General features: G+C 66.2%; 24 protein-coding genes. 9 read left to right on the forward strand and 15 right to left on the reverse strand.

Annotation, left to right across the window (positions count from 1 at the left end; genetic code table 11):
- The first annotated feature begins 302 nt into the window (after positions 1-302).
- Positions 303-2,546: an NADP-dependent isocitrate dehydrogenase gene (locus AC3FJ6_RS13135; RefSeq protein WP_400396250.1), complete on the forward strand. Its 2,244-nt coding sequence runs from the start codon at positions 303-305 to the stop codon at positions 2,544-2,546.
- 127 nt (positions 2,547-2,673) lie between these two features.
- On the opposite strand, the gene AC3FJ6_RS13140 is transcribed toward AC3FJ6_RS13135, so the two are convergent.
- Positions 2,674-3,246: a GNAT family N-acetyltransferase gene (locus AC3FJ6_RS13140; protein ID WP_488772272.1), complete on the reverse strand. Its 573-nt coding sequence runs from the start codon at positions 3,244-3,246 to the stop codon at positions 2,674-2,676.
- Positions 3,247-3,382: 136 nt separating this feature from the next.
- Here AC3FJ6_RS13140 and AC3FJ6_RS13145 point away from each other — a divergent pair, with 136 nt between their 5' ends.
- From AC3FJ6_RS13145 to AC3FJ6_RS13155, 3 genes are all read left to right on the forward strand, one after another.
- A complete protein-coding gene (locus AC3FJ6_RS13145) occupies positions 3,383-3,691 on the forward strand; it encodes a DUF1272 domain-containing protein (protein WP_488772273.1) in 309 nt (102 codons plus the stop codon).
- Between the two features lie 222 nt (positions 3,692-3,913).
- Entirely contained in the window at positions 3,914-4,891 is a 978-nt protein-coding gene (locus tag AC3FJ6_RS13150; protein ID WP_488772274.1) for a Bug family tripartite tricarboxylate transporter substrate binding protein, read from the forward strand.
- 7 nt (positions 4,892-4,898) lie between these two features.
- Entirely contained in the window at positions 4,899-5,828 is a 930-nt protein-coding gene (locus AC3FJ6_RS13155) for an SMP-30/gluconolactonase/LRE family protein (RefSeq protein ID WP_488772275.1), read from the forward strand.
- Between the two features lie 51 nt (positions 5,829-5,879).
- Here the strand turns inward: AC3FJ6_RS13155 and AC3FJ6_RS13160 are convergent, their stop codons facing one another.
- From AC3FJ6_RS13160 to AC3FJ6_RS13180, 5 genes are all read right to left on the reverse strand, one after another.
- A complete protein-coding gene (locus AC3FJ6_RS13160; RefSeq protein WP_488772384.1) occupies positions 5,880-6,302 on the reverse strand; it encodes a rubredoxin in 423 nt (140 codons plus the stop codon).
- 106 nt (positions 6,303-6,408) lie between these two features.
- Positions 6,409-6,831, reverse strand: a complete 423-nt coding sequence (locus AC3FJ6_RS13165) for a VOC family protein (RefSeq protein ID WP_488772276.1) — start codon at positions 6,829-6,831, stop codon at positions 6,409-6,411.
- Complete coding sequence (locus AC3FJ6_RS13170; RefSeq protein WP_488772277.1) at positions 6,828-7,790, reverse strand: isopenicillin N synthase family dioxygenase; 963 nt, start codon at positions 7,788-7,790, stop codon at positions 6,828-6,830. Before AC3FJ6_RS13170 ends, AC3FJ6_RS13165 begins: the two co-directional genes overlap by 4 nt.
- Positions 7,791-7,802: 12 nt before the next feature.
- Positions 7,803-8,840 carry an ABC transporter substrate-binding protein gene (locus AC3FJ6_RS13175; protein WP_488772278.1) on the reverse strand — a complete coding sequence of 346 codons (1,038 nt, stop codon included), beginning with the start codon at positions 8,838-8,840 and terminating at the stop codon, positions 7,803-7,805.
- A gap of 73 nt (positions 8,841-8,913) precedes the next feature.
- Entirely contained in the window at positions 8,914-9,594 is a 681-nt protein-coding gene (locus AC3FJ6_RS13180) for a hypothetical protein (protein ID WP_488772279.1), read from the reverse strand.
- 350 nt (positions 9,595-9,944) lie between these two features.
- Between AC3FJ6_RS13180 and AC3FJ6_RS13185 the strand changes: the two genes are divergently transcribed.
- The 5 genes from AC3FJ6_RS13185 (at position 9,945) to AC3FJ6_RS13205 (ending at position 14,697) form a co-directional block, all read left to right on the forward strand.
- Positions 9,945-11,162, forward strand: coding sequence for an NAD(P)/FAD-dependent oxidoreductase (locus AC3FJ6_RS13185; RefSeq protein WP_488772280.1), 1,218 nt, complete (start codon positions 9,945-9,947; stop codon positions 11,160-11,162).
- Between the two features lie 83 nt (positions 11,163-11,245).
- Positions 11,246-12,505, forward strand: coding sequence for a flavin-dependent oxidoreductase (locus AC3FJ6_RS13190; protein ID WP_488772281.1), 1,260 nt, complete (start codon positions 11,246-11,248; stop codon positions 12,503-12,505).
- Positions 12,506-12,554: 49 nt separating this feature from the next.
- Positions 12,555-13,706 carry an ABC transporter substrate-binding protein gene (locus tag AC3FJ6_RS13195; protein ID WP_488772282.1) on the forward strand — a complete coding sequence of 384 codons (1,152 nt, stop codon included), beginning with the start codon at positions 12,555-12,557 and terminating at the stop codon, positions 13,704-13,706.
- Positions 13,703-14,197, forward strand: coding sequence for a DUF3237 domain-containing protein (locus AC3FJ6_RS13200; protein WP_488772283.1), 495 nt, complete (start codon positions 13,703-13,705; stop codon positions 14,195-14,197). The genes AC3FJ6_RS13195 and AC3FJ6_RS13200 overlap by 4 nt, the downstream gene beginning before the upstream one ends.
- 2 nt (positions 14,198-14,199) lie before the next feature.
- On the forward strand, positions 14,200-14,697 hold the full coding sequence (locus tag AC3FJ6_RS13205; protein WP_488772284.1) for a MarR family winged helix-turn-helix transcriptional regulator: 498 nt from the start codon (positions 14,200-14,202) through the stop codon (positions 14,695-14,697).
- A gap of 19 nt (positions 14,698-14,716) precedes the next feature.
- Here AC3FJ6_RS13205 and paoC read toward each other — a convergent pair whose 3' ends face one another.
- From paoC to flhB, 9 genes are all read right to left on the reverse strand, one after another.
- Positions 14,717-16,909, reverse strand: a complete 2,193-nt coding sequence (paoC, locus tag AC3FJ6_RS13210; protein WP_488772285.1) for an aldehyde oxidoreductase molybdenum-binding subunit PaoC — start codon at positions 16,907-16,909, stop codon at positions 14,717-14,719.
- Entirely contained in the window at positions 16,906-17,865 is a 960-nt protein-coding gene (locus tag AC3FJ6_RS13215) for an FAD binding domain-containing protein (protein ID WP_488772286.1), read from the reverse strand. The genes paoC and AC3FJ6_RS13215 overlap by 4 nt, the downstream gene beginning before the upstream one ends.
- Complete coding sequence (paoA, locus tag AC3FJ6_RS13220; protein WP_488772287.1) at positions 17,862-18,518, reverse strand: aldehyde dehydrogenase iron-sulfur subunit PaoA; 657 nt, start codon at positions 18,516-18,518, stop codon at positions 17,862-17,864. The genes AC3FJ6_RS13215 and paoA overlap by 4 nt, the downstream gene beginning before the upstream one ends.
- 289 nt (positions 18,519-18,807) lie before the next feature.
- Entirely contained in the window at positions 18,808-19,266 is a 459-nt protein-coding gene (locus AC3FJ6_RS13225; RefSeq protein WP_400394026.1) for a flagellar protein FlhE, read from the reverse strand.
- Positions 19,266-19,982, reverse strand: a complete 717-nt coding sequence (locus AC3FJ6_RS13230) for an RNA polymerase sigma factor FliA (RefSeq protein WP_092598868.1) — start codon at positions 19,980-19,982, stop codon at positions 19,266-19,268. The genes AC3FJ6_RS13225 and AC3FJ6_RS13230 overlap by 1 nt, the downstream gene beginning before the upstream one ends.
- Before the next feature lie 110 nt (positions 19,983-20,092).
- Positions 20,093-20,902 (reverse strand): MinD/ParA family ATP-binding protein, encoded by an 810-nt coding sequence (locus tag AC3FJ6_RS13235; protein WP_488772288.1) that lies wholly within the window; start codon positions 20,900-20,902, stop codon positions 20,093-20,095.
- 12 nt (positions 20,903-20,914) lie between these two features.
- Positions 20,915-23,488 carry a flagellar biosynthesis GTPase FlhF gene (gene flhF, locus AC3FJ6_RS13240; RefSeq protein WP_488772289.1) on the reverse strand — a complete coding sequence of 858 codons (2,574 nt, stop codon included), beginning with the start codon at positions 23,486-23,488 and terminating at the stop codon, positions 20,915-20,917.
- Between the two features lie 10 nt (positions 23,489-23,498).
- Positions 23,499-25,586 (reverse strand): flagellar biosynthesis protein FlhA, encoded by a 2,088-nt coding sequence (flhA, locus tag AC3FJ6_RS13245; RefSeq protein WP_153950071.1) that lies wholly within the window; start codon positions 25,584-25,586, stop codon positions 23,499-23,501.
- Positions 25,583-26,728 (reverse strand): flagellar biosynthesis protein FlhB, encoded by a 1,146-nt coding sequence (gene flhB / locus AC3FJ6_RS13250; RefSeq protein WP_488772290.1) that lies wholly within the window; start codon positions 26,726-26,728, stop codon positions 25,583-25,585. Before flhB ends, flhA begins: the two co-directional genes overlap by 4 nt.
- Between the last annotated feature and the right edge of the window lie 167 nt (positions 26,729-26,895).

The following is a 26,895-nucleotide window of genomic DNA, read 5'->3' on the forward strand; positions in this document are numbered from 1 at the left end:
TGACAAAGGATCACACGACCCTCCGAAATACCCGAGCACCTTACTCGAACTCTTCTATAAGACATAAGAATCAGGAATTTTGCAGGTTCCTGATTCCGACCTAAATTGATGAACTTGCGTGCCAATGCGCGCCGAAGCCGGCCAGATGCGCAAATCGGCGATGAATGCCGCTGCATACAGCACACAAATTTCACATGAAGGAGCGTACCTCCGCCATGCAAAATCAGGCAAAATTCGAATCTTGCCCCGCACCGCGACCCGGGCGTGGCATTTCCCAACCCGAATTTGATGCGAGATAAGCGATGAGTAACCAGCAGCCCACCATCATCTACACCCTAACCGACGAAGCTCCGCTGCTGGCGACCAGTGCCTTCCTGCCTATCATTCGCACGTTCACCGGCCCGGCCGGCGTCAACGTGGTAACCAGCGACATCTCGGTGGCTGGCCGTATCCTGGGCGAATTCCCCGAATACCTGACCGAGGAACAGCGCGTGCCGGACAACCTGGCCGAGCTGGGCCGTCTGACGCAGGACCCGGACACCAACATCATCAAGCTGCCGAACATCAGTGCGTCGGTGTTCCAGCTGGTCAGCGCGATCAAGGAACTGCAGTCCAAGGGTTACAAGATTCCCGACTTCCCGGAAGATCCGAAGACCGACGAAGAGAAGGCCATCCAGAAACGCTACTCGAAGTGCCTGGGCAGCGCCGTGAACCCGGTTCTGCGCGAAGGCAATTCCGATCGCCGCGCCCCGGCCGCCGTCAAGAATTACGCCCGCAAGCACCCGCACAGCATGGGCGAGTGGAGCATGGCTTCGCGCACGCACGTGGCCCACATGAAGCATGGCGACTTCTACCACGGCGAAAAGTCGATCACGCTCGACCGCGCGCGTGAAGTCCGCATGGAACTGGTGACCAAGAGCGGCAAGACCGTGGTCCTGAAGCCGAAGGTCGCGCTGCAGGACGGCGAGGTCGTCGACAGCATGTTCATGAGCAAGAAGGCCCTGCTGGCCTTCTACGAAGACCAGATGGAAGACGCGCGCAAGACCGGCGTCATGCTGAGCCTGCACGTCAAGGCCACCATGATGAAGGTGTCGCACCCGATCGTGTTCGGCCACGCCGTCAAGGTCTTCTACAAGGACGCCTTCGCCAAGCACCAGAAACTGTTCGACGAACTGGGCGTGAACGTCAACAACGGCCTGGTGGACCTGTACACCAAGATCGAGGCGCTGCCCGAGTCGAAGAAGGAAGAAGTCATCCGCGACATGCACGCCTGCCACGAACATCGTCCGGAGCTGGCGATGGTGGATTCGGCCAAGGGCATCTCGAACCTGCACGCGCCGAACGACGTGATCGTCGACGCGTCGATGCCCGCCATGATCCGTATCGGCGGCAAGATGTGGGGCGCCGACGGCCGCACCAAGGACACCAAGTGCCTGATCCCGGAATCGACGTTCGCCCGCATCTATCAGGAAATCATCAACTTCTGCAAGACCAACGGCGCATTCGACCCGGTGACCATGGGTACGGTGCCGAACGTCGGCCTGATGGCGCAGAAGGCTGAAGAGTACGGTTCGCACGACAAGACGTTCGAGATTCCCGAAGACGGCGAAGCCCGCATCGTCGACAACGCCACCGGCGAAGTGCTCACGGCGCTGACGCAGCAGGTCGAGCAGGGCGACATCTGGCGCATGTGCCAGGTCAAGGACGCGCCGATCCGCGACTGGGTGAAGCTGGCCGTCACGCGCGCCCGCAACTCGGGCATGCCGGCCGTGTTCTGGCTGGACCCGTACCGTCCGCACGAGGCCGAGCTGATCAAGAAGGTGGAAACCTACCTGAAGGATTACGACACCAAGGGCCTGGACATCCAGATCATGTCGCAGGTGCGTGCCATGCGTTACACGCTGGAACGCGTGATCCGCGGCCTGGACACCATCTCGGTGACCGGCAACATCCTGCGCGACTACCTGACCGACCTGTTCCCGATCATGGAACTGGGCACCAGCGCCAAGATGCTGTCGATCGTGCCGCTGATGGCCGGTGGCGGCATGTACGAAACGGGCGCGGGCGGTTCGGCACCGAAGCACGTGCAGCAGCTGGTGGAAGAAAACCATCTGCGCTGGGATTCGCTCGGCGAATTCCTGGCCCTGGCCGTATCGCTGGAAGAGCTCGGCATCAAGTCGGGCAACAACCGCGCCAAGCTGCTGGCCAAGACGCTGGACGCCGCAACCGGCAAGCTGCTGGACAACGCCAAGAGCCCGTCGCCGAAGACCGGCCAGCTCGACAACCGCGGCAGCCAGTTCTACCTGGCCATGTACTGGGCCCAGGAACTGGCCGCGCAAACGGAAGACGCCGACCTGGCGAAGACGTTCGCGCCGCTGGCCAAGACGCTGACGGAAAACGAGAAGACCATCATCGGCGAACTGGGCGACGTACAGGGCAAGCCGGTGGATATCGGCGGCTACTACAAGCCGGACGAAGCCAAGCTCGAAGCCATCATGCGCCCGAGCAAGACGCTGAACGCAGCACTGGAAGCGGTCAAGGGCTAAGCCTGATCCGACCCACCGTCATGCGGGCTGCCCGGCAGGCGCACGACGGAGAAGCACCCAACGAAACGCCCCGTGGCAGAAATGCCCCGGGGCGTTTTTTCTGGCTTGACCACGCCGCCGAACGGCATCACGGCTGCATGGCCCAGGCTGCGCGCGTCAGCCGGTAGAGCACATGCCGTTCCAGCCGATGGCCGGGCGGCAGCGCGGGATGATCGAAATCGCCGGCGGCGTCATGGTGCATGCCCAGCCGCTGCATCACGCGTTCGGACCGCCGGTTGATCGCCGCCGTGAACGATACGATCTCGTCGAGATGCAGGACATCGAATCCATAGGCCAGCGATGCCCGGGCCGCTTCCTGGGCATAGCCTTGCCCCCAATTGTCATGGCTCAGACGCCAGCCGATCTCCACGCAGGGGCCGAAGGGTGTCTGCCATGCCGGGATGCTGAGTCCCGTAAAGCCGATGAACGTGGCGGCCCCCGACGCTTCCTTCCGCACCACCGCCCACAGGCCGAAGCCATGCTGCGCGTGATGGGCCACGATGCGGTCGAACAGCGCATCGCTCTGCACATCGGTCAACGTGGATGGAAAGCATGCCATGACGCGTGGATCGGCATTCATGGCGCGAAACGGCGCACGGTCTGCCTCGCACCAGGCCCGCAGCTGCAGCCGCGCCGTCGGCGCGGGCGAATGCACGGTCATCGGGAATGTACCTTGAAGGCGTTGTCCTGCGTGGTCATGGCTGGATCGGGTGACAGCCGAGTGACGGGAGGCGGCTATGATGGCACGAACACCGACACGAACACCAACACCGACACGAGTAGGAAAGGAGACACCCATGCTGGAACTGCGCCCCACGTGCGAACACTGCAACACTGCCCTGCCGCCGGCCTCCACGCTGGCCCGCATCTGCAGTTTCGAATGCACGTTCTGCGCCGATTGCGTGGACAACGTGCTCGACAACGTCTGCCCTAACTGCGGCGGCGGCTTTACGGCGCGACCCATCCGCCCGTCGCGCGACTGGAAGAATGGCAACACCGTGGGCAAATACCCGCCGTCCGCCACCATCAAGCACCGCCCGGTGGACGCCGCCACACATGAAACGTTCGCGGCCGCCATCCGCGGCGTCGCGCCGCAGGATCGGTAGCATCGGCGCCGGGATTCCGCGACCGAAGACGATCGCCGAGGCCGCCCATATCAATGCGGACTGACGCCCCGCCCGCCGGGATCGCCGCCGCGCTGTCCCTCCCGCTCCGCAGATCGCGGCATCGGACACGCAGCTTGACAAGTCCCAGCCTTTCGGCGCAGCATTAACGGAACAACGTTCTAAACAATAGAACGAAGACTGTTAGATGCTGCAGGAGACTCCATGACACGCCGCGCCTTCCTGGGTGCCGTTGCGCTGGCCGCCGCCAGTGCAATCGCCCCTGTCCACGCCATTGCCGCCGATACCTTCCCGTCCAGGCCGATCACCGTGATCGTGCCGTACGCCGTGGGCGGCTCGGCCGACCTGATTACCCGCCTGGTGACCACGGGCATGAGCGCCAACGGCACCAACACCGTGGTGGACAACCGCACCGGCGGAGGCGGCGTGATCGGCTGGAGCACCGCGGCGCGCGCCAATCCGGACGGCTACACGCTGCTGACCACGGAGATGTCCTACGCCATCGCGGCCACGCTGCAGCCCAAGCTGCTGCCGTTCGATCCGAAGACCGCCTTCCGCCATATCTCCGTCGTCGCATCGGTGCCGCACGTGCTGGTGGTCAATCCCAACGTGCCCGCCAAGACCGTGCAGGAGTTTGTCGCACTGGCCAAGGCCAACCCGGGCAAGTACTACTATGGTTCGGGCGGCAATGGCACCAATACCCATCTGGGCGGCGCGCTGTTCAACAGCGTGGCTGGCGTCAACCTGGTTCACGTGCCGTATCGCGGCGCCGGTGCCGCGCTGCAGGACGTGATGGGCGGCCAGATTCAGGCGCTGATCACATCACTGCCGACAGCACTGCAATACATCAAGAGCGGCAAGCTGCGTGCGCTGATGCTGGCCAACGATGTGCGCTCGCCCGTGCTGCCAGACGTGCCGGCCGCGCCTGAAGTGGGCATGCCAAAGATGGTGATGAAATACTGGGTGGCGTTTTCGGCGCCGGCCGGCACGCCGCAGCCCGTGATCGACCGCCTGAACAAGGACATCGTGGCCGCCGTCAACACGCCCCAGGTCAGGAAGCAGTTGCAATCGCAAGGTCTGGACCCGGAAGGCAGCACCCCCGCGCAGGCGACCAAACTGGTCGACGACGAGATCAAACGCTGGGCCGCCGTGATCAAGGCCGCCAACATCAAGGCAGACTGACATCGCCATGTGGAACGTCAACTTCACGCCGCCACAGATCATTGAAGCGCGCGTGCTCACGCGCATGCCGGACCCGCTGCGGCTGCCCCAGCGCAGCGCCTGGGCCGACGCGAACAAGCCCGGACAGATCGCCGACAGCTTCCTGGAAGGCCCGACCTTCGACCGCGACGGCAATCTGTACCTGACCGATATCCCGCACGGCCGGCTGTTCCGCATCACACCGGACCTGCAATGGCAACTCGTCGGCGATACCGGCGGCTGGCCGAACGGCATCGCGCTGCATCGGGACGGCAGTCTGTGGATTGCCGACTATCGTCGCGGCATCCTGCGAATGACCCCGGGCCAGGGCGATGTCGAAGTGGTGCTGGGCCATCGCAATTCGGAAAGCTTCAAGGGGGTCAACGACCTGACGTTCGATGCGCAGGGCAACCTATATTTCACCGATCAGGGCCAGACCGGCCTGCACGACCCGTCCGGGCGCGTCTACCGGCTGCGCCCATCCGGCCAGCTCGACCTGCTGCTGTCCAACGTGCCGAGCCCCAACGGCATCGTCATCGATCCGTCAGGCCGCTTCCTGTTCGTGGCCGCCACGCGCGGCAACGCGGTATGGCGCATGCCGCTGCTGCCCGACGGATCGGTATCGAAGGCCGGCGCCTTCCAGACCTTCTTCGGCACCAGCGGCCCAGACGGCCTGGCGATGGATGCCGACGGCCGGCTGGTCGTGGCCCATGCCAGCCTGGGCGGCGCGTTTGTCATCGACGCGCACGGCTGGTGTACCCATTTCGTGCGCAGCCCGCTGGGCGGCACGGTGACCAACGTGGCATTCCGGCCCGGCACGAACCGCCTCGTCATGACCGAATCGGCCAGCGGCTCCGTCCTGGAAGCGGAGTTGCCAGGGGTGGGGGCGACGTTGTTTGGGGATGGCGCAATGGCTTAGTGCTGCCGCCCGAGCGCCTCGCCCATAGAAAAGGTCGGGTGCCGCGAAGGCTCAGAACTCCACCATCGCGAAGTCTTCCTTGCCGACATCGCATTCCGGGCAACGCCAATCGTCCGGAATGTCTTCCCAGCGCGTGCCGGGTGCGATGCCGTCTTCGGGCAGGCCAGCGGCCTCGTCGTAGACCCAGCCGCAGATGATGCAGACCCATTGCTTGAACTCGGCCTCCGCTGCGGCCGGCGCCGGCTGCTTGTCCGATGTCGGGGCTGCCTTGGATTCCGGCGCCGCCGGCCCTACGAGACTGAACACCAGCGGTGCAGCGGTGCCTTGGGTGGCCTGGGCCAGATGCGCCTGCAGGCGTTCGAGCAGCGCCTGCGCCTCATCGATCGACAAATCCAACCAATAAGGGTCGCCGGCGGCGTCGTTCAGGCGTTGCGGGGGAAACTGGATTTCGACGGAAGTGCCTTTCTGGTACATGCGGGGGGCTGTTGGAAACTTGAGGGCGTGAGAAAGCAAACAGGCCCCATCTGGGGCCTGATCGCCAAACTTCAAGATTTCGGTGGGACGCCGTGCCGTGTCCGGCTCACAGCCTTGCTGGCGTCGCCCCCACTGGCAACGCCGCACAAGCCACCCGAAACACATTGCCCTCAGGGTCTTGCAGCACGATTTGCCATTGTCCATAGTACGTGGCGAACGCCGGCTTGATCACGGCGCCGCCCAAGGCTTCAACGGACCTGCCGGCATCGTCCACGCGTGCCGGTGTTTCCACCATGAAGGTCGCATAGGCAATGACCGGGGAGACACATCCCGGCGTGGGACGCCGATCCGCCATTCCCAGCAGCTCATACGCCGCCGCAGCATTGAACCCCAGCTGAAAAGTTGGCGTCTCCAGCGCGCGGTAGATAGCCGACCGGCTCTGTACGGCCTCGGGTAGGCCGAGCATCTGCCGATAGAACGCACACTGCGCGTCGATATCGCGGCAGAGCAGGTTGAACCACAGCTTCATGCGGGCACCTCTGGTACATAGGTCTTCCGGTACATCTCGGTCAGATGTTCTCCGGCCGTGCAGGGTGCAAAGCGCGGCGTCTCGCCGTCTTGCAGGGTGCCAGGCACCGGCTCGATGCGGGCCAGGTAGTCAGGCTCGTAGAAGAACGGAATCGAATAGCGTGGCGCGCCGCCGGAGTGGACGTTACGCACGCGGTGGGGATTCGAGTGGTACCGGCCATTGGTCCAGCGAGGCACCATGTCGCCCAGGTTGACGACAAAGCAGCCGGGCATCGGCGTGGCCGGCACCCAGTCGCCATTCGGCATCTGGACTTCGAGCCCGCCATGCGCGTCCTGCGCCAGGATCGTTACGGCGCCCCAATCCGTATGCGCCCCCGCGCCAAAGGTGCGCGCGTCGGCATCGGCGGGATGCGCGGGATAGCGAATCATGCGCAGCGTCACCATCGGACTTTCGCTGGTGTGGTCGAAATAGTGTTCCGGCAGATCGAGCGAGAGGGCCATCAGTTGCATAAGCCTGCGCGACAGCACGAGCATCGCGTCGATATAGGCCTGGCATTGCGCCGGCGCCTGCGGCAGTTCCCGGGGCCACTGGTTATGGCCGTAGGTCTGATATCCCGCCTTCACGTAAGGATGATCGTCCGGATAGGCCATGCCGCAGTAGAAGCTCTCTTTCAGATCGGGCCTGGCTGCGGCATCGAGCCGTTGGTCGCCGAGGTTTTCGAAGCCGCGCATGGTGGGCGAATTGGCCATGGCCAACGCTTGCCGTGTAGCAACCGGAAGGTCAAGCAGCGCCTGGGCCAGCGAGAATTGCCGGGCGACCATCTCCGTCGCCACGCCGTGATGGCGGACATAGAAGAAGCCAGACGACATGGCTGCGGCACGGAATGCCTGCGCCACCTCGGCGCTGCGCGCGCCACCGGGGCGCAGCGCATCGGAGAGATCGATGACAGGAATCGACATGGGCGCTCCGCGTCAGGCCTTGAGCTTGCGATCCGCCGCCGACGGCAGGAACTGATCGGTCCAGATGTCGCTGACGGTCATGCCCGGCTTGATGCCGAACGCACCCACGGTCTCGTCCACCGTGGCCTGCAGCCGCGACTGCGTGGCCGCGCCCCATCCGTCGCGCAACGTATCGGGGGTCCGCATTGCACCCTCGACGATCAGCTTCAGCCGCTCGAACTCCAGCGTCTGGTCGGCCAGCGGCTCACGGGCCTTGACGGCCGCCGCGCCGGCCTTCGGGTCCGCCATGGCTTCGATCCAGCCGCGCGTCGACGCCTTCACGAATGCCTTCATGGCCTCTGGCTGCTCGGCCATGCTCTTGCGATTGGCCACCAGACCGTTGCCATACGATTTCATGCCGTAGTCCGAAAAGCGGAACACCGTCAGCTTCTCGGGCCCCATGCCACGCGCCTTCAGGTTGAGCAGGCCCGTAAAGTAGAAGTAGGCGGCGGCGTCGAAATCACCCTTCACAAAGCGCGTGTCGCCAATATCCGGGGTGACGCTTTCCCACTTGACCGTCGACGGATCGAAGCCCTGCGCCTTGGCGAACACCGGAAACAGCTTGCGCGACGCATTGAACGGCTGGCCGAGAATGGACTTTCCCGCCAAGTCGCCCGGCTTAACGATGCCGCCGCCCTTGCGCACGATCACCGCGTTCGGGTTCAGGTCGTACTGGATGGCCACCGCCTTCAGGGCGGAGGCCGGGTTGGCCGCGTTGAATTCGATGATCGCCGCCAGGTCGGCCGACGCGCAGTCGTAGGCACCGCCGGCCACCAGGCTGATGGCCGAAGCCGATCCGTTGCCGGTATCGATCACGACATCCAGCCCGGCGTCCTTGTAGTAGCCCCGCTGCAGCGCCAGCAGGAATCCCGCGCCGGAGGCTTCCACCTTCCAGCCAAGGTTGAACTTGAACTTCTGCAGCGACCCGGTGGCGCGCACGATGGCCGGCGCGGCGAACAGCGAGGAAATGGCGGTGGCGCCAGTGGCGCGCAGGAAGGAACGACGGCGCATGGAGAGCTCCGGAAACAGATGTGTGGGCACATTGGCGAGCAATTTCCGGGCGGCGCGCGGCCGCTGAACGCTTCTACTCTCCGCTGTCCTGTCGAGCACGTTCCGTGCCATCCGTATTCACGCATTTGGCGCGCAGATTGCACCGGGATGCGCCCATGCGTAGGCCGGCATGCGCCGGGACGGCGCACAGCGCCGCCTGCAAGGCCTTCCACTGCCACCAGACAAGTGGAACCCGATTGAACATGGCCACCCAGGACCCAATGCCGCCATGAATCCACTGAAGGAGCTCCATCCCGTCCTGATGAATTGCCTCCGGGCTGCCTTCGATCCATAGCAGGGGTTCGTGGTGGAACGTGCGATTGCGCAGATGACGTATCCGGTTGACGATCCCCGAGATGGTGGCGCGCTTGCGTCGCGCTTTCGGACAGTGCGGAAAGGCCTTGCGAATTCGCGGCCACAGACTTGCATGGAATTCGGCGTTGAACAAAGTCGACCAGAACCCAAATGTCAGCTCGGCGACAATCTTGTCAGGAGTCGGCACCTCGTTCCTGATGGTCAATTTGCGACGCGCCTGTGATATGTACTTGAGTTGCTGTTGAAACTGCAAATCCTCCCGCCAGCATTCCCACCAGTCATCACGACGATGATGCTGGCAAAGCTGCCTGTGCACGGCGTTACGCAGCGCGATCTCGAATGTGCTCAGGAATGGTGTCAGTGCCTCAGACAGCAACAGATTGAGATGGTAGGCGGCCATGGCGAATCTCTCGTTGCCATGACATCTTGCCTTGTACCGTCCCACCCTCGCGGCGGAAAAGATGCTCTCCAGTTCAGTCCACTCCACTGTCAACCTCGTCGTCAGCCAGTACAAGCCATTGAATCATCGACAACGATTGAAATCCATGAGACAGCGGCGCATAATTGCCCCGCTGCCCTAATCTGTCCACTCCCGGATGTCCATGCCGGTGATGACTCTAGGTCCGATCGGCCCGCCTCGCGCGGGCCAACTTATTTGCGCGGAAGCGTCGTGCCTCGAGCAATGGTCGCGGCTCCGCAATGGCTTCACCGGTTCGGCGCCCTCCGCAACCTTTGCGTACCATGTCCGCCATGACTACCCCCGCCCCCACCCCTTCCGCCCCGCGCATCGCGGTCATTGGCGCCGGCATCGTCGGCAGTTGCATCGCGCTGACGCTGCGCAAGCGTGGCGCCACGGTGACGCTGATTGACCGGGAGGGGCCGGCCAGTGGTTGCAGCTTTGGCAACTCGGGGGCGATCAGCGTCAGTTCCATCGCGCCGCTGGCCATGCCCGGCGTGCTGGCGTCGGTGCCGAAGATGCTCGCCGATCCGGACAGCCCGCTGCGTCTGCCGCTCAGCTATCTGCCTGCCGCCATGCCATGGCTCACCCGCTTCGTACTGTCTGCCACCCCGCAGCGGGTCGAACGCGCCGCCGCCGCGCTGGCGGCGCTGCATGCGGGGGCTGTGGACAAGCACGAGGCGCTGGCACGCGACATCGGCGTGCCCGAGCTGTTCATGCGCCGCGGCCACTTGCACCTGTATCCCGGCGCCACGGCGCTGCAGGCCGATGGCGCGGCATGGCAACTGCGGCAGCGGTTCGGCTTCCGCTTCGAGACCCTCGATCGCGCCGGCATCGACGCGCTGGAGCCCGGCGTCGCGGCGCGCTATCAGGCGGCGATCTACCTGCCCGATCACGGCACGATCCTGAACCCGGCGCGCTATACCCGTGCGATTGCCGATGCGTTCGTGTCGCGCGGCGGCCAGCTGTTGCGTGACGATATCCAGCGGATAACCTCGGGCGCCGATGGCTGGACGCTGCATGGGGCCAACGGCACGCATGCCGCCGACCACGTGGTGGTGGCGGCCGGCGCCTGGTCGCGTTGCCTGCTCGATCCGCTCGGCGTGCGGCTGCAACTCGAAAGTCAGCGCGGCTACCACGTGCAGTTCACCGGCATGCGCGACGTGGTGACGCGCACGGTTGTGCTGACTGACCACAAGATCTTCGTCACGCCAATGGAAGACGGGCTTCGCGTCGGCGGCACCGTCGAGATCGCGGGCTTGAAGCGGCCGCCCGATCCGCGCCGTGCCGCCAGCCTCGAACGGATTGCACGACAGACCTTCCAGGGCCTGGCGGACTGCCCCGTGACCACCTGGATGGGGCATCGCCCCTGCATGCCCGACTCGGTGCCAGTGGTGGGCCAGGCCGCCGGCCACCGGGGCTTGTGGCTTGCCGTCGGCCACGGCCATCTGGGGCTGACCGACTCCATCCCCACTGCCGAACGCATTGCCGACGCATTGCTTGCCATGTGAAGCTCAGGGAAATCGCTAGATTCGGCCGCCGCGAACTCGTTATACAGTAGAACAATCCGGCCGCGGCGCCGGGGAGGAAACACATGAAGATCGCGATCGCCGGCGGTGGTATCGGCGGGCTCACGCTTGCCCTGCTCTGTCATCAGCAGGGGCTCGATGTCGAAGTCTGGGAGGCCAGCGAACAACTGCGGCCGCTGGGTGTCGGCATCAATCTGCTGCCGCATGCGGTGCGCGAGCTGTCGGCCGTGGGCTTGCAGGATGACCTGGCGCGCATCGCTATCGAGACCTCTTCACTGTCCTACTACAACAAGCACGGCCAGCCAATCTGGCATGAGCCGCGCGGGCGCGCCGCTGGCTACGACTGGCCGCAGTTTTCCGTACATCGCGGCGAGTTCCAGATGCTGCTGTACCAGACCGCGCTGGCCCGTCTTGGCGCCGCTCGCGTCCACACCGGCCACGCGCTGGAATCGATTACCAGCCCTGGCGGCAATGGCGAGCCGGCACGCTTTACGCTCCGGCGCCGCAGCGACGATGCCCTGGTTGAAGCCAGCGCCGACGTGCTGGTAGGCGCCGACGGCATCCATTCCGCCGTGCGCCGCCATTTCTACGCGACCGGCGATGCCCCACGGTTCTCGCGCCGTCTGCTGTGGCGTGCCACCACCGACGCCGCGCCCTATCTCGACGGCCGCTCGATGTTCATGGCCGGTCATCAGGACCAGAAGTTCGTGGCCTATCCGATCTCCGAGCCGCTACGCGCCCAGGGCCGGTCACGCATCAACTGGATTGCCGAACTGCGCGTACCCGACGACTATCCGGACACCCCACCGCGCAGCGACTGGAACCGCCAGGTCGACAAGTCGGTCTTCCGGGCGGCGTTCGAGCATTGGCGCTGGGACTGGATCGACATCCCCGCGCTGATCGACGGCGCCCAAGCCATCTATGAATTTCCGATGGTCGACAAGGACCCCTTGCCGCGCTGGACGTTCGGCCGCGTCACGCTGCTGGGCGACGCGGCGCACCCGATGTATCCGATCGGTTCGAACGGCAGCGCGCAAGCCATTGTGGATGCGCGCTACCTGACCGACTGCCTGCTGGCGGAGCCCGACCTCGACTACGCGCTGCGCGAGTACGAGGCCGAGCGGCTGCCGCGCACGGCCGGCATCGTGTTGCGCAACCGCATGAACGGGCCCGAGCAGGTCATGCAGCTGGCCGAAGTCCGTGCGCCGCAAGGCTTCGCCCGCATCGACGATGTGATACCGCGCAGCGAACTCGAAGCCATTTCCCAACGCTACAAGACACTGGCCGGCTTCGGGCAGCAGCAGCTGCAGGCCCGAAAGCCATAAGCCATAAGCCCTAAGACTTCAACAGAACAAGACCGCAGGAGACCCCGCCATGCCCCAGTTCCGTATGCCTCGCGCCGGCCTTGCGCTGGGCGCCCTTGCCCTCGTCCTGGGCGCCGGCGCCGCGCAGGCCGACGTGACCGTTGGTGTCAGCATCGCGTCCACAGGGCCGTCGGCGTCGCTCGGCATTCCGCAGAAAAACACCATGCCGTTCCTGCCAACGTCGATTGCCGGCGAGACAATCCACTACATCGTCATGGACGACGGATCGGACCCGACACAGGGCACCAAGATCGCCCGTCGCTTTGTCACGGAAGACAAGGTCGACATCATTCTGGGGTCGTCCGCCGTGGCGCCTTCGATTGCGATCTCCGAAGTGGCCGATGAAAGCCAGACCGTGCAACTGGCGTTCTCGCCGATCGAACTGAAGCCGGGCCGGGGTGCATGGACGTATCGGCTGGCACAGCCGGTGCGGCTGATGGCTGATGCGGTGGCTGGCGCCGCCAAGGCGAACGGCGTGAAGACGGTCGCATTCATCGGCTTTGCCGATGCCTACGGCGAGACCTGGCTCAAGGAGTTCACCTCGGCCGCGCAGGCCAACGGCATTCGCGTGATCGCCACCGAACGCTATGCCCGTTCCGATACCAGCGTCACGGCCCAGGCGCTGAAGCTGATTGCCGCCCGTGCCGACGCCGTGCTGATTGCCGGGGCCGGCACCGGCGCCGCGCTGCCGCACACCACCTTGCGCGAGCGCGGCTATACCGGGCCGATCTACCAGACCCACGGTGCGGCCACGCGCGACCTGATCCGGATCGGCGGCAAGGCCGTGAACGGCGCGATCCTGCCGGCCGGGCCGGTCATCGTGGCTGAACAGTTGCCGGCGTCCAGCCCCGTCAAGAAGCCCGCCATGGATTACGTGACGCGCTACGAAAAGCAGTATGGCCCCGACACCCGCACGCAGTTCGGTGCGCATCCCTATGATGCCGGCCTGGTTCTGCAGCGCATCGTGCCGGTCGCGCTGAAGAAGGCCAAGCCCGGCACGCCGGCGTTTCGCAAGGCGCTCAAGGACGCCCTGGAAAGCGAGCGCGACATCGTGGTATCCCACGGCGTGCTGAACTACACCGCCGAGGACCACTTCGGATTCGACCAGCGCGGCCGCGTGCTGCTCACCATCGACAACGGCAACTGGAAGCTCGTCAAATGATTTCCGCCTCCCCGGCCATTGCACTGCCCACACTGGAACCCACTGCCGACTTCAGCCTGCAGGTGGCGGCCCCCACCGAGGTGGGCGTCACGGCGCTGGGCCAGCGGCGCGTGATCCCGATCCTGTCGGGCACGGTGCGCGGGCCGCGCCTGAACGGGCGCATCCTGCCCGGCGGTGCCGACTTCCAGCTGATCCGTCATGACGACGGCAGCGACGTCACCACCGCCGACATCGAAGCGCGATACGTGCTGGAAACCGACGACGCCGCACGCATCTACATCGTCAATGCCGGCGTGCGCACTGGTAGTGCCCACGTGATCGCGCGGCTCAACCGGGGGGAGCAGGTGGACCCGTCCGAGATCTACTTCCGCACCGCACCGCGCTTCGAAACGGCCGCGCCACAGTATCGCTGGCTGATGCAGCACCTGTTCGTAGCGGCCGGCGCACGTTACCCGGATCGCGTCGAGCTGCGTTATTTCCTGGTCAACTAGGCATGGCGCCACCCCGCAAACCGCGCGACACGCTCGCGCCCGACCCCAACGGCAGCCACTTTGAACCGCACCTGCCAAATGTCGACTATGGCGTGCTCGACTCGCTGATCGGATACGCGATTCGTCGGGCGCAGATTCGCGTGTACGAAGACTTCGTGGCATCGCTGGCCGCGTGGAACATCACGCCACCGCGTTTTTCGGCGCTGCAGATCATCGCGCGCAATCCCGACCTTAAGCTCACCGAGCTGGCCCGGATCCTGGGCATTGCGCGTTCCGGCGCCGTGTTGCTGGTGGACACGCTGGAGTCGATGGAACTGGTGAAGCGGTTGCCGTCGCCCACCGACCGGCGCGCGTTCGGCCTGGTGCTGACCGAGGCCGGCCGCAACACGCTGAAGGAGGCCACCGCCGCCGTATGCGCGCACGACGCGCGCATGGCGGCGGGGTTGTCCGATACAGAACAGACCGTGCTGAAGGGGTTGCTGGAGAAGCTCGGACGGTAACTGCCTGGGGTCGCTACCCTCAGGCCACCACCGGCATGCCCGCCAGCAGCTTGTCCAGCGTTGCCGGATAGTCGCGCACGCGCACGCCGGTGGCGTGATACACGGCATTCAGCACCGCAGCCGCCACGCCGCAGATCCCCAGTTCGCCCACGCCCTTGGCCTTCATCGGCGACGAGATCGGATCGGTCTCGTCGAGGAAGATCACCTCCTGGTGCGGGATGTCGGCGTGTACCGGCACCTCGTAGCCAGCCAGGTCGTGATTGGCGAAGAAGCCCACGCGCTTGTCGACGTGCAGGGCCTCCATCAGCGCCGCGCCCACGCCCATCGTCATCGCCCCGATCACCTGGCTGCGCGCCGACTTCGGATTCAGGATCCGCCCAGCCGAGCACACGGCCAGCATCCGCTGGACGCGCACTTCCGCCGTGGCCAGGTCCACGGCCACTTCCACGAAGTGACCGCCGAAGGTGGACTGCTGGTATTTCTTGTCGAGTTCGCCGAACTCGATCGAGTCCTCGACCGACGCGCCCGCGAACTGCGCCAGCGGCACGCTGCGTCCGCCGCCGCGCACCTGGCCCTCCTCGAATACCGCGTCTTCGGCCTTCAGGCCGGCGCGTTCGGCAATGGTCTGGCGCAGCTTCGCGCAGGCCGCGTAGACACCGGAGGTGGAACTGTTGCCGCCCCACTGGCCGCCCGAGCCGGACGACACCGGGAAGGCCGAATCGCCCAGCCGCACCACCACGCGGTCGAGCGGCACGCCCATCATTTCCGCAGCGGTCTGCGCGATGATCGTGTAGCTGCCGGTGCCGATATCGGTCATGTCGGTTTCCACCACGACCATCCCGCTCGAATCGATGCCGACCCGCGCGCCCGACTTGGTCACCAGGTTGTTCCGGAATGCGGATGCCATGCCCATGCCGATCAGCCATTGGCCTTCGCGCATCGACCCCGGCTGCGGGTTGCGACGGCTCCAGCCAAAACGTTCCGCCCCCAGGCGCAGGCATTCCACGAAGTGGCGCTGCGAGAACGGCCGCTCAGGCTTTTCCGGGTCCACCTGCGTGTCGTTGAGGATGCGGAACTGCACCGGGTCCATGCCCAGCTTCACGGCCATCTCGTCGATGGCGATTTCCAGCGCCATCAGGCCCGGTGCCTCGCCTGGCGCGCGCATGGCATTGCCTTCGGGCAGGTCCAGCGTTGCGAGCTGCATCGATGTCATGCGGTTGGCGCCGGCATAGAGCAGGCGCGTCTGCATCACGGCGGTCTCGGGCTGGCCGCCTTCGAGATCGCCAGACCAGCTCTCGTGGCCAATGGCCGTGATCCTGCCGTCGCGGCTCGCACCGATGCGGATGCGCTGGATCGTCGCGGGCCGGTGGGTGGTGTTGTTCGGTATCTGCGGCCGCGTCAGCGCCACCTTGACCGGCCGGTGTACGGCGCGCGCGCCCAGCACGGCCAGCAGCGATTCGGCGCGCAGGAACAGCTTGCCGCCGAAGCCGCCGCCAATGAACGGCGAGACGATGCGCACCTTTTCCTTCGGGATGCCCAGCGTGGTCGCCATATCTTCGTGGGCCCACGCCACCATCTGGTTCGATGTCCACACCGTGACCTCGTCGCCGGACCAGGCCGCCATCGACGCATGCGGCTCCATCATGCAGTGCGACTGATCGGGCGTGGTGTAGCGGGCATCCAGCTGCACGGGGGCCGCGGCAAAGGCGCCAGCGAAATCGCCCACGGACGTATCGGGAATCGCGTCCTTCTTCGGCTTGCTGTCAAAGCAGCACGCGGCCTCCAGGTCGAAGCGGCCCTTCTCCTGGGCGTAGTCCACGCGAATCAACTGCGCAGCGGCGCGGGCCTGCTCGAACGTGTCGGCCACCACCAGCGCAATGGCCTGGTGATAGTGCTGGATCTCGGGGCCGCCCAGCAGTTTGGCGGTATTGCGCTTGGCCTTGCCCAGCTTGCCGGCGTTCTGCGCGGTTACGATGGCCAGCACGCCCGGCGCGCGGCGCGCATCGTCCAGATGCATGGCCCGGATGCGCCCCTTGCCGATGCCGGCGCCCACGATGTAGCCATAGGCGGGGTTCGGCGCCACGTCATGCCATTCGTAGGCATAGGTGGCCGTGCCCGTGGTTTTACGCGCGCCGTCGATACGGTCCACCGCCTGGCCGACCACGCGGCCCGTGTCGATGGGATTGGTAGTGGCGGGTGTGTCGAATTTCATGGCTTGGCCCCGTTTGCCTGCGTGATCACGGCGGCCAGCGTGCGCCGCACCAGTTGCACCTTGAACGCGTTGTCGGGCTGCGGCGACGCACCGTCCAGCAGCCGTTGCGTCACGGCCGTGGGGCCATGCGGCAATTCCGCATCGGCGGCGTCCGTGCGCCACGGCTTGTGGGCCACGCCGCCGAGCGCCACGCGCCCGGTACCGTCCGGCTGCAGGATGGCGGCCACCGAGACCAGCGCGAACGCGTACGAGGCCCGGTCGCGCACCTTGCGATAAAGCTGCGAGCCGCCCACCGGCGGCGGCAGTGTCACCGCGGTAATCAGCTCGCCCGGTTCCAGCGCCGTTTCGATGTGCGGCGTATTGCCCGGCAGACGGTGGAAATCGGCGATCGGGATCACGCGCTGCTGCCCGCCGGGGCGTACCGTCTCCACGCTGGCATCGAGCACGCGCATGGCCACTGCCATATCGCTGGGATGCGTGGCGATGCACGCGTTGCTTCCGCCGATCACGGCCAGCTGACGGCTGAAGCCGCCAATCGCCGCGCAGCCGCTGCCCGGCTGGCGTTTGTTGCAGGGCTGGGCCGTGTCGTAGAAGTAGGGACAGCGCGTGCGCTGCAGCAGGTTGCCCGCCGTGGTGGCGCGATTGCGCAACTGGCCCGATGCGCCCGCCAGCAGCGCGCGCGACAGTACGCCGTAATCGCGCCGCACGCGTGGATCGGCGGCCAGGTCGGTATTGCGCACCAGCGCACCGATACGCAGGCCGCCTTGCTGCGATGGCTCGATCTTGTCCAGCGCCAGGCCGTTCACGTCGATCAGATGGGTTGGCGATTCGATGCCAAGCTTCATCAGGTCGAGCAGGTTGGTGCCACCGGCGATAAAGCGGGCACCGGGTGTCTTCATGGCAGCCCCCGCCGCGTCCGCGGGCGTGGCCACGCGCTCGTAGGTGAACGGGTTCATGTCTGGCTCCCCGCGACCTCGGTGATGGCGTCGAGGATATTCGAGTACGCGCCGCAGCGGCAGATATTGCCGCTCATCCGCTCCCGGATCTCGCCGGGCGACAGCTGCGGCCGCGTGTTCAGGTCCGGCGTGACGTGGCTCGGGATGCCGGCGCGCACCTCGTCGAGCACGGCAACGGCCGAACAGATCTGGCCCGGCGTGCAATAGCCGCACTGGTAGCCGTCATGCTTGACGAAGGCCACCTGCATCGGATGCATGTTGTTCGGCGTGCCGAGTCCTTCCACGGTGGTGATTCTGGCACCCTCGTGCATGACGGCGAGGGTCAGGCAGGAATTGAGGCGCCGGCCGTCGACGATCACCGTGCAGGCGCCGCACTGGCCGTGGTCGCAGCCCTTCTTGGTGCCGGACAGGTGCAGATGCTCGCGCAGCGCGTCGAGCAACGTGGTGCGCGTGTCCAGCGTCAGCGAGCGCGGTTGCCCGTTGACGACAAATGATACGTTCGAAGCCACCGGCTTGAGGGCGCCGGGGCTGACCCGCGATGGCGGCGCGGTGGCGGTGGCGGCACCGGCAGGCAAGGCGGCGGCGCTCACCGACGCCGCGCCTGCCATCACGAATTCCCGCCGCGAAAGCTTGATGTCGCTGAAATCTTCCATGTCGTTGGATCCTTCCTGGCTGACAGATGACGGACAGAGGACGGCAACGTGGCGAGACTTGCACGTAGGAATTACATGGCGCCAGCGGGCATGGCAGACACAATGCCGCCGGGGATATGCGCGGGAATACCGCGCAGGGGACGAATGTAGCGCTTGCCGCACGTTGCTTGGGCGGAAAGGCGCAGGAAGCGTGCCACCGGCCGCGCGGGGACAGCGGCGGGGGTGGGAATGCGGGGGGTTCGCCGGAAGTATCGGCGTGGATCTGCGGGCCCGGGACAGGCCGTGGCGCTCAACGGTAGCTGACGGTCACCTCGTTGCTGCGGCCCTGGAGCATTGGCGTGAGTCCGCCCTGGCCCGGTACGCGATAGGCAAAGACGAAGCCCTTGGTGGCATCGTCGCCGACGAAGGCATCGGTCTTGCCCTCGGCGCCCGCCAGCAGCACGCAACGGTCGGCATTGCACAGGTATGCCTGCAGGTCGACGGGCGGGGTGCGCGTGAAGCTGTAGCGCCAGCGCACCGATGTGATGCGGCCCATGGCCTGCGGCATCGTGGCCAGCGGCACCACGGGCGAGGACAGCGCACGCTGGCCCTTGTTCGTGATCTGCGGCCCCACTGACGATGCCGTCCACGCAAAGCGCGAGCCGGTCAGTTCATAGGTGGCCTTCGTAAAGACCGGCGCATAGGTCTGCGCATGGGCTGCCGCCGGACCCATCGCGCACACCACGGCCAGGACCAGGGCGCGCCGCATCACAGCATCCCGCGCAGCTGGGTGCGCAGGCGCCCGATGGCCTGGCTGCGGATCTGGCACACGCGCGATTCGGTCACTTCCAGCACCGCGCCGATCTCGCGCAGGTTCAGTTCCTGGTCGTAGCACAGCGACAGCACCAGCTTTTCGCGCTCGGGCAGCTTGTCGATGGCTCGGATCAGCGCCTCGCGCATGCCCGATTCCATCAGCACGGTCAGCGGGTTGCCGTCGTCGGTGACACCCAGGTGGCGATCGAGGAAGTCTTCCTCGCCCGAGCGTTCGAAATCTTCATAGTGCAGCAGCTGGCAGCCATAGACCTCGTTCAGCAGCTCCTGGTATTCCTCGAGCGGCATCTCCAGTTCCTTGGCCACCTCGGAATCGATCGGCGTGCGGCCAAGCTTCTGTTCCAGCTGGCGCTGCGTGCGCTCGATCTTGCGGGTGAACTGGCGCAGGCTGCGCGATTGCCAATCGTTGGCACGCACCTCGTCGAGCATGGCGCCGCGAATGCGCTGGCTTGCGTAGGTCTCGAACCGGGCGCCATGGTTGTCTTCATACCGTTTGGCGGCGTCGAGAAGGCCGATCATGCCGGCCTGTATCAGGTCGTCGATCTGTACGCTGGCGGGCAGCTTGGCCGCCAGCTGCAGCGCGATGCGCCGCACCAGTGGCGCGTGTGACTTGACCACGTCGGCCTGCTCGAGCTTTCCCTGAATCGTATACATGGTGGAACTCTCGTTAAATGCTTACTGTTTGTGCCAGCGCCGGAGAGGCTGAAAATCGGCGGCTGGCAGGCTGAGTTTCCGGTCTTGTCGAGACTTCTTGTTCTTCGCGTTCATGCGGCAACGGCCGAGGCCATTCCCAGGGGCGATGCTTCGTGACGCAACGGCCATGCGCCGATACCGCTGGCGATGTGCCGCAATGCACCGGTGGCCGCAGCGGCGGGATACGCCTCCACCACGCACCGCCCAAGCTGGAGCGCACGCGCCACCAGCGGATCCATCGGCAGGTACCCTGCCAGGCTGGCCTCCACGCCCAGGTACTGGCTCGCCGTGCGGGCCAGGTTGCGCGCGAGCGCCGTGACCGTCCCCTCGGCGGCCGCCAGATTGACGACCAGCTGGAAGTGACGACATGCGTATTCGTGGTGCAGCCGCTTGATGCATGCATAGGCCGCGGTGATCGACGTGGCCTCCGGGCGCATGACGATCACGAAGTTGTGGGCCATGCCCGCCAGCGGCGACAGTGCGCCGGTGATGTCGCGGCGGGTGTCGATCAGCATCGAGCGCACGTCAGGCAGTCGCGCCGCCAGCGCGCGCTCGTCGGGACGAACGGTCATCGCGCCTGCCTGCAGCACGGCAATGCCGCTGGCTCCGCGCGTGCCGGCCGCGGCGGCCAGCGGCGCGCGGCCATCGAGCACATCGGCCAGCGTGGCCGCCGGCGCAGCGCCGGCAAGCCGCATCGCCCGGGCGCCGTACATGTCTTCGTCCGCCAGCAGCACGCGCTCGCCCTGCATCGACAGCGCGTTGGCCAGGCCCAGCGCCACCGTGGTGGTGCCGACGCCCTGTTCCGCCCCTACCACGGCGATCCGCCGCGTCACGCGCGGTGCCAGCAGGCGGCGCAGGCTTTCGGCCTGATCGGTGGCCATCGTGTTCAATCCTTACTCCCCGGCGGCCGCAAGCTGCGGCGTGGCGTCGATGGCATCCAGCGCGTCCATGGCTGCCATGGCGTGCGTGGCCGACGCGGCCGGCTCCGGCGCGTCTGCCATGGGCGGTACAGGCGCCGCCATGCCGCGGCCCGGATAGTTTTCAAGTACGTCGAGCAGTGCCAGCAAGCGGCCCATGCCTTCGTTGAGCACTGCACCCGGCACCGGCGCATTGACGCGTGCCGAAGCCCGGCCAGCCAGGCGGGACAGAAATGCCGGGGCCGTAGGCGTGGGCGTGTGTTGCAGGCGCAGCGCGGTCAGGCCCAGCTGCACCGCCACCATGCCGGCGCACAGCGACGCGTCAGCATCGCCTTCCTGTGCAAAGTGCTCGATGGCGTGGCGCAGCGTGCGGAACTGTTCTTCGGCGGCAACCGTCCAGTGCAACCAGCGTGCGACTTGCGCGGCATCGTCGGCAAGCGCGGGATCGCACAGCACATATTCGACGGACAGCGTGTCGCCGGTTTCGTGGTCGATCATGCGCGACACCACCAGGCAGGCCTCGATGCCGGCCTCGGCGGCGTTGCCGCGGCCACGCGCGGCGGTGCGCACCTGGCCTTCGGGAATGCGGACCGGGCAGTGTGCCAGCCAGTGGGCGGCGGCGCGGTCGCGGCAGGTCACATCGCCCACGGCATGGAACGTCAGCGTGTCGGCAACGGTGTCGAGCTTGTTGGCCAGGCCCTCTGCGATCACCCGCGTGGTCTTGCGCGTGCCGGCGATCCAGCGTTCGCCCAGTTGCTGCCAGCGTGCCAGCGTGGCCGGGCTCGGCAGTGACGTATTCAGGTTGACCACGGTCCGGGCGGCGGCCAGCGTGGCGCGCACGGTGGCGGCTTCGGCATCGGCCTCGGCTTCGGCCAGCGACTGGCGGGCGCGGCCCGCCGGCACTACGGTGCTGGCCAGCGGCATGCCGTCACGGTCGGCCAGCCACAGCGTGTGTTGCATCATCTGCGGCGCGCGGCGGCCCTGCACGGTCTGTGCCACGCTCTGCGTGATGGCCAGCACATAGCGATCGCACGCACGGCTGGCGTCGCGGCACATGGCCAGGCGCACTTGCTGCACCATCGGGCGCAGCGCCGACACACCGGCCGAGCGATGCTGCCAGAGCTGGCGGGCCACGTCGAAGCCGTACCGTGCCGCGTTGAGTTCGTCGACACACACCCCCACCGCGTTGGCGCTGTCGGTCAGCGAGCGCAGCATGTCGTCCGCGCCACTACGTTCGGCCTTGACCGGCGCGGCGGCCTCGGCGCTGCCCGCCTGGCGGCGCGCCACGTCCGCGTCATTGAACAGCGAGCCACGGCGCGGCGTCAGGAAGGCGCGCTCGACCAGCGCGCCGGCCTGTGCCAGTTCCAGGTGTTCCGGCACGCGCTGGCCGGTGGACGCATAAAACACGGGCAGGCGATGGCGGATCACCACGTCCAGCACCGATCCCAGGTGCGTGGCTTCGTCGAGCTTGCTGATGATGCAGCCGTCGATGCCGCCGGCGGCGCCCGCGGCGTCGTTGCGATAGGCGTGCACCACCTCGTTGAGCGTGTCGCCGTGGGCCGCGCCGTTGAGCAGCAGCACGCGCTGCATCGGCGCCTGCACGCCAGCCAGCATGCCGATCTGGTCCGACAGGCTGCGGTCGCGCTGGCTCATGCCGACGGTGTCGATGATGACCAGGTGCTTGTCCTTCATGGCCGACAGCGCAAAGCGCAGATCGGCGGCGTCCTTCACCGCATGCACGGGCACGCCCAGGATGTCACCGTAGATGCGCAACTGCTCATGGGCGCCGATCCGGAAACGGTCGGTCGTCAGCAGCGCCAGGCTTTGCGGCCCGTGGCGCAGCACAAAGCGCGCGGCCAGCTTGGCGGTGGTGGTGGTCTTGCCCACACCGGTCGGGCCGATCAGCGCCAGCACGCCGCCCTGGGCGAACAGCGAATCCTCGTCGGTCAGCACCGGCACCTTGCTGGCCAGCTCCTGGCGGATCCAGGCCATGGCCGCCGGGCGATCGGTGCCGACCGGCAGGCGCGACAGCAACGTGCGCGACAGCTGGCCCGAAAAGCCAGCATTGACCATCCACTCGAACAGCGATTCACGCAGCGGGTCGCCGGCTGCCACGCCGTTCGTACCTTGCGACAGCCCAGCGAACTGGCGTTCCAGCATCGACCGCATCGACGCCAGCTCACCGCGCAGGTCGCCCAGCATCGCCTGTTCCTGGCCGATGCCGGCGGGCAAGGCCGATGGTGCGGACGGTGCCGGGATCGCGCCCAGCGGCAGGAACGGCTCGGGGCTGGCCGGATGCAGGTCATGCAGCGACTGGAGCATCGGCAGCGGGGACGGCGACGACAGCGAAGGCGGCAGCGCCGGCGCGGACGGCTGGTACATCTGCGCGCCAGCACTCACAGCGCCCAGGTCCGCGTCGCGCATCGCCACGATTTCCACGCCGCCCTCGATGGAGCGGTTGGAGAGCACCACGGCGTCGGGCCCCATGGCCTCGCGCACCTTGCGCATCGCTTCGCGGCCGTTGGCCGCCACAAACTTTGCCACGCTCATTGTTCAGTCCTCACGCTGCGCCGCCGATCATGGCGGTGATGCGAATGTTGCGGTTGTCCGGTACTTCGGCGTGCGACAGCACCTTCAGCTGCGGCAGCGTGCGGCGCAGGAAGCGCGCCATCAGCGGCCGCATCGGGGGCGGCACCAGCAGCACCGGGTCCAGACCCAGCTGTTCCTGGCGTACCACGGCGCCCTGTGCCTGCTGCAGCAGCGCATCGGCCAGACCCGGCTCGATGCCGCCGCCATTGGCCAGCGCCTGCGTCAGCACACGCTCCAGGCCGGCGTCCAGGCCGATCACCTGCATGTCTGCGTTGTTGGGGAACAGCTGCTGCGTGATCGCGCGGCCCAGCGACACGCGCACCAGCGTGGTCAGCTCGGCCGGATCGTTGATCTTCGGGGCGTTGTCGGCCACCACATCCAGGATGGTGCGCATGTCGCGGATGGCCACACCTTCGTCCAGCAGGTTCTGCAGCACCTTCTGCAGGCCGGTCAGCGAGATGGTCTTCGGCACCAGATCCTCGGTCAGCTTCGGGGCTTCCTTGGTGATGCGGTCCAGCAGCGCCTGCACTTCCTGGCGTCCCAGCAGTTCCGATGCATGCATCTGGATCAGGTGATTCAGGTGCGTGGCCACCACGGTGCTGGCATCCACCACCGTGTAGCCGTAGGCCTGCGCCTGTTCCTTGAGCGCGGCATCGATCCACACGGCCGGCAGGCCGAAGGCGGGGTCGCGCGTGGCGGCGCCCGGCAGCGTGCCGCTGACCTGGCCCGGGTTGATGGCCATCCACTGACCCGGATTGGCCTCGCCACTGCCGATCTCCACGCCCTTGAGCGTGATGCGGTATGCGTTCGGCTTCAGTTCGAGGTTGTCCCGGATATGCACCACCGGCACCAGGAAGCCGATGTCCTGCGCCATCTTCTTGCGGATGCTCTTGATGCGGCCCAGCAGTTCGCCGTTCTGCGCGCGATCCACCAGCGTGATCAGGCGGTAACCCACTTCCATGCCCAGCGGATCGACCATCGTCACGTCTTCCCACGTGGCTTCGGCCACTTCGGCCTGTACGGCCGGGCTGCGCTCTTCCTGGGCCTTGGTCTCGGTGGCCTTGACCGCGCGGCGCATCTGATAGCGGCCGAACCAGATCAGGCCGCCGGCGAGCAGCAGGAAGGCAAAGTGCGGCATGCCCGGGATCAGGCCCATCGTGCCGATGATGGCGGCGGTGATGAACATCACGCGCGGGTTCGAGAAAAGCTGGCCGGTCAGCTGCTGGCCGACGTCCTGCTCGTTCGACACGCGCGACACGATCACACCGGCAGCCGTGGAGATGACCAGCGCCGGGATCTGCGCCACCAGGCCGTCACCGATCGTCAGCAGCGTGTAGTTGTGAACGGCCGTGCCGAAGTCCAGGTCGTGCTGCACCATGCCCACGACCATGCCGGCCGCCACGTTGATGAACATGATCAGCAGGCCGGCGATGGCATCGCCACGCACGAACTTCGACGCACCGTCCATGGCACCGTAGAAGTCCGATTCCTGCGCCACTTCGGCGCGGCGCTTGCGGGCGCCTTCCTCGTTGATCAGGCCGGCGTTCAGGTCGGCGTCGATGGCCATCTGCTTGCCGGGCATGGCATCGAGCATGAAGCGCGCGCCAACTTCGGCGATACGGCCCGCACCCTTGGTGATCACCATGAAGTTGATCACGACCAGGATCGCGAACACCACGATACCGACCGCGAAGTTGCCCCCCACCAGGAAGTGGCCGAAGGCCTCGATCACCTTGCCGGCGGCATCGGGGCCGGTATGGCCTTCGAGCAGCACCACGCGGGTGGACGCCACGTTCAGCGACAGGCGCAGCAGCGTGGAGAACAGCAGCACGGCCGGGAAGGCGGCAAAGTCCAGCGGGCGCTGGGTATACATGCCCACCAGCAGCACCATGATCGACAGCGCGATGTTGAAGGTGAACAGCAGGTCCAGGATGAACGCCGGCAGCGGCAGGATCATCATGCCGAGGATCATGACGATCAGCAGCGGGCCAGCCAGCGCCTTCATCTGGGCGCCACCCCGCAGTGCGGGCATGTTGAAAAGGTTGGTCAGTGCGTTCATGCGCGGCTTTCCGGTACGGCAAGTTCATCCGGCACGAGCAGTTCGGTCGGCGAATCGGGCTGCGGACCGTAGCTGTAGTGCCAGTTCTTCAATTGATAAACCCAGGCCAGGACCTCGGCCACGGCGGTATACAGGCCCGCAGGGATTTCGTGGCCCAGTTCCACGTGACGGTGCAGCGCCCGCGCCAGCGGCGGGGCGGACAGCACCGGCACGCGATGCTCGTTGGCCAGCTCGCGAATGCGAGCAGCCACTTCGTCGGCGCCCTTTGCCACGACGCGCGGCGCGTTCCAGCGCGCGCCTTCGTCGTATTTCAGTGCCACGGCGAAGTGGGTGGGGTTGGTCACCACCACGTCGGCCTTGGGCACCTCGGACATCATCCGGCGCCGCGCAATGGCCCGCTGCTGCTGGCGGATACGGGCCTTGATGTGCGGATCGCCATCGGTTTCCTTCATCTCCTGCTTGACCTCTTCCTTGGTCATGCGGAGCTTCTTGTAAAACGTCCAGAGTTGCCACGGCGTGTCGAGCGCCGCCACCAGCAGCAGCGACCCGGCCACCATGCCGCACACGTACAGCACCATCTCTATCATGTGCAGGAGCGCCTCGTGGACCGGCGCATTCATCAGCGCGATGGCTTCGGGCAGCATGTGCCAGACCATCCATGCGCCCACGCAGCCCACCAGCAGCGACTTGGCGATGGCCTTGATCAGTTCCACGAGCGTGTGCGACGAGAACATGCGGCCCAGGCCCTGCAACGGCGACAGGCGCGAGAAATCGGGCGAGAACGACTTGGTCGAAAAGCTCCATCCCCCCAACGCCAGCGGAGCGATCAGGGCCGCCACGCCAAACATCAGCAGCAGCGGAAAAAACGCCAGCAGGCTGTCCCAGATCGCCATGCCGAACTGCGACAGCATGCGATTGGTGTCGAAGGCCGTGGCCGGCTCGAAGGCCAGCGTGGCTTGCATGACCGCATTCAGCTTGCGGCCCAGCGTGCCGCCCATGACGTACAGGCCCAGCACGCCCGTCATCAGCATCACGAACGTACCGAGCTCGCGCGAACGCACCACCTGCCCCTCCTCGCGCGCCTTTTCAAGGCGCCGGGGTGAGGCGGGTTCGGTTTTCTCGAGATCGCTTTCCTCGGACATGAATGCTCCAGTGCAAAGCGCGCGGGCGGCACTTCGTCACCGAGGATTATCAAATCCCGGGGGGCAAGGCATTGGGGGGAAAAGGCGGGGAAACAGGTGCCTGTTTCAGGAATGAGGGGGGCAGCGGAAATAACGGCCCGGGCGATGGCGATCTTTAGGGCCGGAAC

Source organism: Cupriavidus sp. 94F1 (genome assembly GCF_057798875.1).

Excerpts from the sequence above, each read along its gene's own strand:
- AC3FJ6_RS13135 (WP_400396250.1), top strand. The coding sequence starts at position 303 with ATGAGTAACCAGCAGCCCACCATCATCTACACCCTAACCGACGAAGCT.
- AC3FJ6_RS13140 (WP_488772272.1), bottom strand. The coding sequence starts at position 3,246 with ATGACCGTGCATTCGCCCGCGCCGACGGCGCGGCTGCAGCTGCGGGCC.
- AC3FJ6_RS13145 (WP_488772273.1), top strand. The coding sequence starts at position 3,383 with ATGCTGGAACTGCGCCCCACGTGCGAACACTGCAACACTGCCCTGCCG.
- AC3FJ6_RS13150 (WP_488772274.1), top strand. The coding sequence starts at position 3,914 with ATGACACGCCGCGCCTTCCTGGGTGCCGTTGCGCTGGCCGCCGCCAGT.
- AC3FJ6_RS13155 (WP_488772275.1), top strand. The coding sequence starts at position 4,899 with ATGTGGAACGTCAACTTCACGCCGCCACAGATCATTGAAGCGCGCGTG.
- AC3FJ6_RS13160 (WP_488772384.1), bottom strand. The coding sequence starts at position 6,302 with ATGTACCAGAAAGGCACTTCCGTCGAAATCCAGTTTCCCCCGCAACGC.
- AC3FJ6_RS13165 (WP_488772276.1), bottom strand. The coding sequence starts at position 6,831 with ATGAAGCTGTGGTTCAACCTGCTCTGCCGCGATATCGACGCGCAGTGT.
- AC3FJ6_RS13170 (WP_488772277.1), bottom strand. The coding sequence starts at position 7,790 with ATGTCGATTCCTGTCATCGATCTCTCCGATGCGCTGCGCCCCGGTGGC.
- AC3FJ6_RS13175 (WP_488772278.1), bottom strand. The coding sequence starts at position 8,840 with ATGCGCCGTCGTTCCTTCCTGCGCGCCACTGGCGCCACCGCCATTTCC.
- AC3FJ6_RS13180 (WP_488772279.1), bottom strand. The coding sequence starts at position 9,594 with ATGGCCGCCTACCATCTCAATCTGTTGCTGTCTGAGGCACTGACACCA.
- AC3FJ6_RS13185 (WP_488772280.1), top strand. The coding sequence starts at position 9,945 with ATGACTACCCCCGCCCCCACCCCTTCCGCCCCGCGCATCGCGGTCATT.
- AC3FJ6_RS13190 (WP_488772281.1), top strand. The coding sequence starts at position 11,246 with ATGAAGATCGCGATCGCCGGCGGTGGTATCGGCGGGCTCACGCTTGCC.
- AC3FJ6_RS13195 (WP_488772282.1), top strand. The coding sequence starts at position 12,555 with ATGCCCCAGTTCCGTATGCCTCGCGCCGGCCTTGCGCTGGGCGCCCTT.
- AC3FJ6_RS13200 (WP_488772283.1), top strand. The coding sequence starts at position 13,703 with ATGATTTCCGCCTCCCCGGCCATTGCACTGCCCACACTGGAACCCACT.
- AC3FJ6_RS13205 (WP_488772284.1), top strand. The coding sequence starts at position 14,200 with ATGGCGCCACCCCGCAAACCGCGCGACACGCTCGCGCCCGACCCCAAC.
- paoC (WP_488772285.1), bottom strand. The coding sequence starts at position 16,909 with ATGAAATTCGACACACCCGCCACTACCAATCCCATCGACACGGGCCGC.
- AC3FJ6_RS13215 (WP_488772286.1), bottom strand. The coding sequence starts at position 17,865 with ATGAACCCGTTCACCTACGAGCGCGTGGCCACGCCCGCGGACGCGGCG.
- paoA (WP_488772287.1), bottom strand. The coding sequence starts at position 18,518 with ATGGAAGATTTCAGCGACATCAAGCTTTCGCGGCGGGAATTCGTGATG.
- AC3FJ6_RS13225 (WP_400394026.1), bottom strand. The coding sequence starts at position 19,266 with ATGCGGCGCGCCCTGGTCCTGGCCGTGGTGTGCGCGATGGGTCCGGCG.
- AC3FJ6_RS13230 (WP_092598868.1), bottom strand. The coding sequence starts at position 19,982 with ATGTATACGATTCAGGGAAAGCTCGAGCAGGCCGACGTGGTCAAGTCA.
- AC3FJ6_RS13235 (WP_488772288.1), bottom strand. The coding sequence starts at position 20,902 with ATGGCCACCGATCAGGCCGAAAGCCTGCGCCGCCTGCTGGCACCGCGC.
- flhF (WP_488772289.1), bottom strand. The coding sequence starts at position 23,488 with ATGAGCGTGGCAAAGTTTGTGGCGGCCAACGGCCGCGAAGCGATGCGC.
- flhA (WP_153950071.1), bottom strand. The coding sequence starts at position 25,586 with ATGAACGCACTGACCAACCTTTTCAACATGCCCGCACTGCGGGGTGGC.
- flhB (WP_488772290.1), bottom strand. The coding sequence starts at position 26,728 with ATGTCCGAGGAAAGCGATCTCGAGAAAACCGAACCCGCCTCACCCCGG.